This is a genomic window from Nocardioides sp., assembly GCF_030655615.1.
GTDB lineage: Bacteria > Actinomycetota > Actinomycetes > Propionibacteriales > Nocardioidaceae > Nocardioides.
Map to the genome: position 1 here is coordinate 1 of NZ_JAURVJ010000112.1, position 7,193 is coordinate 7,193.

The window sequence follows — 7,193 nt, forward strand, 5'->3', positions numbered from 1 at the left end:
GTCGACGACGCCGAGATGTGGCCCACCGACGACCTGCCCAACCCCATGCGCGGCGGACCCAACCGCATCCTCACCCTCATCACCTGCGCCGAGACCTTCCACACCGACGACCGCTACATCGCCTTCGGCCACCTCCTCTCCATCAACCTCCGCCACGACGCCAAGACCGTCAGCAACCCCTGACGTCCCGCGGCCGTCGGCTCAGCGGCCGGTGGCGGTGAAGTGCTGGTAGTCGCGCAGAGTGGTGAAGTCGCCGCCCCACGACCAGCCGATCCGCGCGAACTCGCGGACGGCCAGGCTGCCCGCCAGGACCATGCCCGGCCGCACGCGTGAGCGGTCGAGATAGCTCGAGGCGAGCTCGGGCAGCACCCGGTCGCCCTTGAGGTAGGGGTTCTGGAACGGGTCGAGGTCGAGGGCCAGCCCGAAGGCGTGGGCCGAGAACCCGCTGCTCTGCCCCGTCGTCGGCCGGCAGACGTAGGCGCCGGTGTTGTTGCCGTCGCCGGTCGGCGGCAGGTCGAGCTCGGCGAGCGCGGTCAGCCGCATCTCCTCGATCGGGAAGTCGGCGGCGAAGAGCGCCCGGAAGACCGAGACCACGTCGGCGGCCTTGCTCGCCGCGACCACGAGCTCGCCGGTGTGGGCCGCGTCGTCGAACCCGCGGAACGCCACGGTGACGTAGCGAAGGTCGGCCAGGGCCACGGGGCACCCGGGCTCCCACGCCAGTCGCGCCGCGATCGCCGGGGTGACGGGTCCGACGCCGGAGCGCCACCGCCCACCCACGGGCGGCGGCAGCAGGTCGCGGGTCGGGTAGCGCCGGTCCCGCAGGGTGGCCGGAGTGGGGCGCACGACGCCGTAGCCGTCGGGTCCGACCGGCAGGGGACGCTCGCCCAGCGGCCAGGTGGAGTACGCCGGCCCGGGGGCGGGCGAGGTCGCCGGCGGGACGGTCGGGGCGGTCGTCGTGATCGGGCTGCTCGCAGACCTCGTCGGCGTACCCACCGGGTCGGGCGCCGGGTCGGGCGCCGGGTCGGACGGCGCGTCAGGAGAGGAGCAGGCCACCAGCAGCAGCACCAGGGCTGCTGGCAGCCACCTCACAGGAGCCGGCGGTCGGACGCCCACCGCGCAAGCTCGTGACGGGAGGACAGCTGCAGCTTGCGCAGCACCGAGGACATGTGGGTCTCGACGGTCTTGATGGAGATGAAGAGCTCCTTGGCGACCTCCTTGTAGGCGTAGCCGCGGGCGATCAGCCGCATCACCTCCCGCTCGCGCTCGGTGAGGCGGTCGAGGTCCTCGTCGACGGCGGCGAGCTCGATGGAGCCGGCGAAGGCGTCGAGGACGAAGCCGGCGAGCCGCGGCGAGAACACCGCGTCGCCCTCGGCGACCCGGGTGATCGCGGCGACGAGCTCGACCCCGGTGATGGTCTTGGTGACGTAGCCGCGGGCTCCGCCCCGGATGGTGCCGATGACGTCCTCGGCGGCGTCGCTGACCGACAGCGCGAGGAACCGGGTGCCGGGCTCGTGGGACCGGCGCATGACCTCGACTCCCCCGCCGCCGGGCAGGTGCACGTCGAGGAGCACGACGGCCGGCCGGTGGGCGGCGACCGCGCGGACGGCCTCGTCGACGTCGGACGCCTCGGCGAGGACCTGGAGGACCCCGGCGCCCGCCGCCTCGAGCTCCGCGCGCACGCCGCGGCGGAACATGGCGTGGTCGTCGACGAGGACGACGCCGATCGGGGTGCTCGTGGCGGGCTCAGTCATCGTGGTCTCCTCGGGTGGTGCGCGGCAGGTGCAGCCGGACCTCGGTGCCGCCGCCCGGCTCGGAGCGGACCTCGCCGGTGCCGCCGTGACGGTCCATCCGGTCGACGATGCTGTGGCGCACGCCGTGCCGGTCGTCGGTGACCTGGGCGGGGTCGAAGCCCACGCCGCGGTCGCGGACGAAGACGTCGACGGCGGCCGACGTGATCTCGGCATAGACGTCGACCCGCGGCACGCCGGCGTGCTTGGCGGCGTTGGTGAGCGACTCACGGGTGGCGGCGACGACCGGGCGCAGGCTCTCGTCGAACGCCGCGTCGCCGACGGTGACGACGTCGACGGTGATGCCGTGCGCGTCCTCGAGCTCGGCCGCGACGCCGCGCAGGGCGCTGGCGACCGTCGACTCGTCGGTCGCCTCCTCGGCGAAGAGCCAGGACCGCAGGTCGCGCTCCTGGGCGCGGGCCAGGCGCGCCACCGTGGACGGGTCGGCGGCGTTCTTCTGGATGAGCGCGAGCGTCTGCAGCACCGAGTCGTGCAGGTGGGCGGCAACGTCGGCGCGCTCCTGGGTGCGGACCCGTTCGGCCCGCTCGTCGGAGAGCTCGGTCGCCAGCCGCCAGCCCACGGGGCCGACGACGATGGCGATGCCCAGGACCCCCAGGCCACCGGCGACGACGGCCCCCTGGGCCTGGCGGAACGAGCCGGCGTCGAAGCCGAGGATGAAGAGCGCCGAGACCAGGAGCAGCACCCCGGCGGCGACCCGTCCGTAGGACGCCCACCCGCCGGCACCGAAGACGATGCGCAGCGGGTTGACCCTGCCGTTGGTGTCGAACCACCGCTCGCGCTGGGCCTCGTCGGCCTGGCGCCAGAGCAGGGCGATGCCGACGACGGCGATCGCCGACGGCCAGAACACCGCGCCGCGGCCGAAGATGGCCTCGACGGTGAGGACCGCGGCCAGTCCGACGACGCCGAGGACGATGACGGGGCCGGCGTCGGTCAGGCGGCGTCGTACGCCGGGCCGGCGGCCCCCGCGGGTCGCGCTCTCGAGCCCCGGGGCGGCATGGGTGAACCCCGAGCCCGCCGGCAGCAGCACCCAGAACGCCGCGTAGACGAAGAGGCCGAGCCCACCGAGCGCCGTCGCGACCACGAACCCGACCCGGACCCACAGCACCGGCCACGCCAGGTGGTGGGCGAGCCCGGACGCCACGCCGCCGACGATCGGCTCGTGGAGGTCGCGGGACGCGCGCCGGTAGGCGCGGGCGGGCTCGCTCGTGGTCAGGGTGGTCATCGCGGATCCATCGTCACACAGCGCAGCGGCGGTCCCCATGAGGTGAGACCCCGGCCCGACCCTGAGGGACCGGAGCCAGATGGTGCGGCAGGATCAGGGGCGTCCCCGATGGTCCGGGACGCCCGCGACCACGACGCTGGAACCATGACGACGAACCCACCCGAAGCCCCTCCCGCGGCCCCGCCCGGCGGTCCCCACGACGACGGCCACGACGACGGCCCCCGGGTCACCCGCGACGAGATCCGCGACCTGGCCCGCCTCCGTCGCTCCCGCGGCGACCGCAAGATCGCCGGTGTCGCCGGCGGCCTCGCCCGCCACCTCGACATCGACCCGATCATCCCCCGGGTCCTGCTCGTGGTGCTGGTCTTCTTCGGCGGCGCCGGCATCCTGCTCTACGCCGCGATCTGGCTCGTCGTCCCCGCCGAGGGCTCCGACGAGGCCACCGTCCGGCTCGACGACCGCAGCCGGACCGTCGCCCTGGTCATCGTCGGCGCCCTCTCCGCCCTGGCCCTGCTCGGCGACAGCCTGGGCGGCTGGGGCTTCCCGTGGCCGGTCGTGCTGGCCGGTCTGGTCGTGCTCGTCGTCCTCATGGTGCGCGGCCGCGAGCCGCGGCTGCACCCGCTGCTGCGGGACTCGGCCCCCGGCGTCCCGCACGCCGGCACCGTCCCCGTCCCGGTCGGCCCGATCGGCCCGGTCGGCCCGGTCGGCCCGGTCCGGCCGAGCCGGCGCAGGGGCCCCGTCCTGTTCTGGTACGCCCTGGCGGTCATCGCCCTCGGCGCCGGCGTGCTCGGGATCGTCGACAGCGCCGGTGCCGACGTACCCGGATCGGCCTTTCCCGCCGTCGCCCTCGGCACCAGCGCCGTGCTGCTGCTCGTCGGCGCGTTCTGGGGCCGCGCGGGCGGGCTGATCCTGCTGGGCCTGGTCTCGGCCGTGGCGACCGCCGGTGCCACCGTCGCCGACGAGGTCGACGCCGGCCACATCGAGTCACGGCCGACCACGGCCGCGTCGGTACAGGACCGCTACGACCTCACCTTCGGCGAGATCGACCTCGACCTCACCCGGGTCACCGACCTCGACGCCCTCGACGGCCGCACCGTCGAGGTCGAGGTGGAGGTCGCCGGCCGGATCCTCGTCACCGTGCCCGACGACCTCGACGTCGTCGTCCTGAGCAGCCTCGACGAGGGCCAGGTCCAGGTCTTCGGCGACGAGCTCGGCGACGGCGACCAGCGCACCACGCTCGACGGCGGCGACGACGCCCCCGAGCTCACGCTCGACGTCACGACCGTGTTCGGCGAGATCGAGATCAACCGAGAAGGCGGCAACCGATGAGCACCCCTGACGACACCACGGCAACCACCTCGACCGCGACCGGCAGCCCGAGCTTCCTGGCCTCCGGTCGTCACCCCGTCAACATCGGCCACCTCGTCATGGGCGTCGCGTTCGCCGGGCTCGTGCTGGTGTGGGCCCTCGTCGTCGGCGACGTGGTCGCGGGCGACGACATCCGCTGGCTCCTCCCGGTGCCGTGGGTCCTGGCGGGCGCCGCCGGACTCGTCGGCCTCATCGCGTCCGACCGGCGGAAGGTCGGTCAGCGGCAGGTGGGGTGGGCCGACAAGATGGAGGAGTGACGACTCCTTCCCTCGGCCGGATCACCACCGTCCCCGCCCTCGACCGTCCCGACCTGCTTGCCCCGCCCGTCGCCGCCGCGCTGGCGGGGTGGGAGCACGCCGCCGAGGTCGGCGTCGTCGAGATCGACCCCGAGGTCGCCGACACCGCGGCGATGGCGGCGGCCTACGACATCGGCATGGACACCGGCGCCAACTGCGTCGTCGTCGCCGGCAGGCGCGACGGCCAGGAGCGCGCCGCCGCCTGCCTGGTGCGCGCCGACACCCGCGCCGACGTCAACAACCTGGTGAAGAAGCTGCTCGACGTGCGCAAGTGCTCGTTCCTGCCGATGGACCGGGCGGTCGACGAGTCGGGCATGGAGCACGGCGGCATCACCCCGGTCGGCCTGCCGACCGGCTGGCGGCTGCTCGTCGACGCCCGGGTCGTCGAGATGGACGTCGCCGTCGTCGGGTCCGGCGTACGCCGGTCCAAGCTGCTGGTCCCGGGCCGCCTGCTCGGTCTGCTCCCCGGCGCCGAGGTGATCGACGGCCTGGCGGGCTGACGGGCTGACGGGCGATAACGGTTGGATCAAGCAGGGGCTGCGTCCGTACTGTCATCGGGTGCTCCGCCTCCCTCTCGACCATCCCGGGACGGCGGACCACCGGTCGCCGATGCGGTTCCTCTGGTGGCTGGCCAAGGGCCAGTGGCGGACCCTGCTCGGTGGCATGGCGTTCGGGATCGTCTGGATGAGCTGCCAGGCGGTGATGCCGGCCGTCATCGGCCGCGCGATCGACCGCGGGGTGTCCGACAAGGACGGCTCGGTGCTGCTGGCCTATGCCGGGGTGATGCTGGCGATCGGGCTCCTCCAGGCGTTCACCGGGATCATGCGGCACCGCTTCGCCGTCACCAACTGGCTCACCACCGCCTACCGCACGGTGCAGCTGACCGGCCGGCACGCCGTCCACCTCGGCGGCACGCTGCCGCGCAAGGTGTCGACCGGCGAGGTCGTCGCCATCGGCAACACCGACATCTCCCACCTCGGCCAGGTGATGGACGTCAGCGCCCGGTTCAGCGGGGCGATCGTGTCGTTCGTGCTGGTCGCGGTGATCCTGCTGCAGACCTCGACGACGCTCGGCCTGGTCGTGCTCCTCGGCGTGCCCGGGCTGATGCTGCTGATCGGCCCGCTGCTCTCGCCGCTGCAGCGACGCAGCGCCGCCCAGCGCCAGCTGATGGGCGAGCTGTCCAACACCGCCAGCGACATCGTCGGCGGGCTGCGCGTGCTGCGCGGCATCGGCGGGGAGCAGGTGTTCCACGACCGCTACCGCCGCGAGTCGCAGGCCACCCGGCGGGCCGGCGTGGAGGTCGCACGCGTCCAGTCGGTGCTCGACGCGCTGCAGGTGTTCCTGCCCGGCGTGTTCGTCGTGGTCGTGGTCTGGCTCGGTGCGCGCTACGCCGTCGCCGGCCGGATCAGCCCCGGCGAGCTCGTGGCGTTCTACGGCTACGCCGCGTTCCTGATGATCCCGCTGCGCACCGCGACCGAGTACGCCAACAAGGTCATCCGCGCCCGGGTCTCGGCCCAGCGCGTGTGCCGCCTGCTGGCGCTCGAGCCCGACGTCGAGGAGCCGGTCGAGCCGGCCGCCGCTCCCCCCGAGGGCAGCGTGCTGGCCGACGCCCGGTCAGGCCTGCGGGTGCGGCCCGGCGCGATCACCGCGGTGGTCAGTGAGCCGGCCGACGAGTCCGCCGAGCTGGCCGACCGGCTCGGGCTGTGCGCGCCCGAGCCCGACGACGACGTCACGCTCGGCGGCGTACCGCTGACGGCGCTGCCGCGTGCCGACGTACGCCGACGCATCGTCGTCTCCGACACCGCCGCCACCTTGTTCTCCGGCCGGCTGGGCGACCGGCTCGACACCACCGGTGCGGGCGGCGCCCGGCTCGAGCAGGCACTGGCCACCGCCAGCGCCGACGACATCCTCGACGCCCTCCCCGACCGGCTCGACGCGGTCGTCAGCGAGCGTGGCCGCAGCTTCTCCGGCGGCCAGCGCCAGCGGCTGGTGCTGGCCCGCGTGCTCACCGGTGACCCCGAGGTCCTGGTGCTCGTCGAGCCGACCTCGGCCGTCGACGCGCACACCGAGGCCCGGATCGCCGCCCGCCTGCGCGCCCACCGCGCCGGGCGCACCACCGTCGTCACCACCAGCAGCCCGCTCATGCTCGACGCCGTCGACGAGGTGGCGTTCCTGCGCGACGGCGTCGTCGTCGCCACCGGCACCCACACCGACCTGCTCCGCGACGTGCCGGCCTACCGCACCGTCGTCACCCGCGAGACCGAGGTACCCGCATGAACACCCCAGGACGTTCTGCGTCTCCCCCGCTGCGCTCCCCCGCCGCACAACGCCCCGGGGACCCCGCATGAGTGACACCACGCTGCCGGTCGCCGACGGCGGCTCGCTGCGCCGCTACGCCGTCGACCTGGCCCGGCGCCACCCGCGGCTGCTGTGGACCGCGCTGGTGCTGCACGTGCTGGCGGCCGTGGCCGGCCTCGCCGCGCCGCGCCTGCTCGGCGG

Annotated in this window: 7 protein-coding genes and 1 pseudogene; 5 read left to right on the plus strand and 3 right to left on the minus strand. The window is 74.4% G+C overall.

From position 1 onward, the window contains the following. Window positions 1-183, plus strand: a pseudogene (locus Q7T52_RS09335) (hypothetical protein); the annotation flags it as partial. 18 nt (window positions 184-201) lie between these two features. Here the strand turns inward: Q7T52_RS09335 and Q7T52_RS09340 are convergent. Genes Q7T52_RS09340 through Q7T52_RS09350 form a run of 3 tightly spaced genes read right to left on the minus strand, consistent with a single transcriptional unit; the run spans window position 202 to window position 3,030 of the window. Next, window positions 202-1,065: a M15 family metallopeptidase gene (locus Q7T52_RS09340; protein WP_304801735.1), complete on the minus strand. Its 864-nt coding sequence runs from the start codon at window positions 1,063-1,065 to the stop codon at window positions 202-204. 20 nt (window positions 1,066-1,085) lie between these two features. Then, complete coding sequence (locus Q7T52_RS09345; RefSeq protein WP_304801737.1) at window positions 1,086-1,751, minus strand: response regulator transcription factor; 666 nt, start codon at window positions 1,749-1,751, stop codon at window positions 1,086-1,088. After that, entirely contained in the window at window positions 1,744-3,030 is a 1,287-nt protein-coding gene (locus tag Q7T52_RS09350; RefSeq protein ID WP_304801739.1) for an ATP-binding protein, read from the minus strand. Before Q7T52_RS09350 ends, Q7T52_RS09345 begins: the two co-directional genes overlap by 8 nt. A 144-nt stretch (window positions 3,031-3,174) precedes the next feature. Between Q7T52_RS09350 and Q7T52_RS09355 the strand changes: the two genes are divergently transcribed. From Q7T52_RS09355 to Q7T52_RS09370, 4 genes are read left to right on the plus strand one after another with little or no spacing between them, the layout of a single operon-like run. After that, window positions 3,175-4,359, plus strand: a complete 1,185-nt coding sequence (locus Q7T52_RS09355; protein ID WP_304801741.1) for a PspC domain-containing protein — start codon at window positions 3,175-3,177, stop codon at window positions 4,357-4,359. Next, a complete protein-coding gene (locus Q7T52_RS09360) occupies window positions 4,356-4,655 on the plus strand; it encodes a hypothetical protein (RefSeq protein WP_304801744.1) in 300 nt (99 codons plus the stop codon). The genes Q7T52_RS09355 and Q7T52_RS09360 overlap by 4 nt, the downstream gene beginning before the upstream one ends. After that, window positions 4,652-5,194 carry a YbaK/EbsC family protein gene (locus Q7T52_RS09365; RefSeq protein ID WP_304801746.1) on the plus strand — a complete coding sequence of 181 codons (543 nt, stop codon included), beginning with the start codon at window positions 4,652-4,654 and terminating at the stop codon, window positions 5,192-5,194. The genes Q7T52_RS09360 and Q7T52_RS09365 overlap by 4 nt, the downstream gene beginning before the upstream one ends. A 58-nt stretch (window positions 5,195-5,252) precedes the next feature. Next, window positions 5,253-6,971: an ABC transporter ATP-binding protein gene (locus tag Q7T52_RS09370; RefSeq protein WP_304801748.1), complete on the plus strand. Its 1,719-nt coding sequence runs from the start codon at window positions 5,253-5,255 to the stop codon at window positions 6,969-6,971. Window positions 6,972-7,193 lie beyond the last annotated feature (222 nt).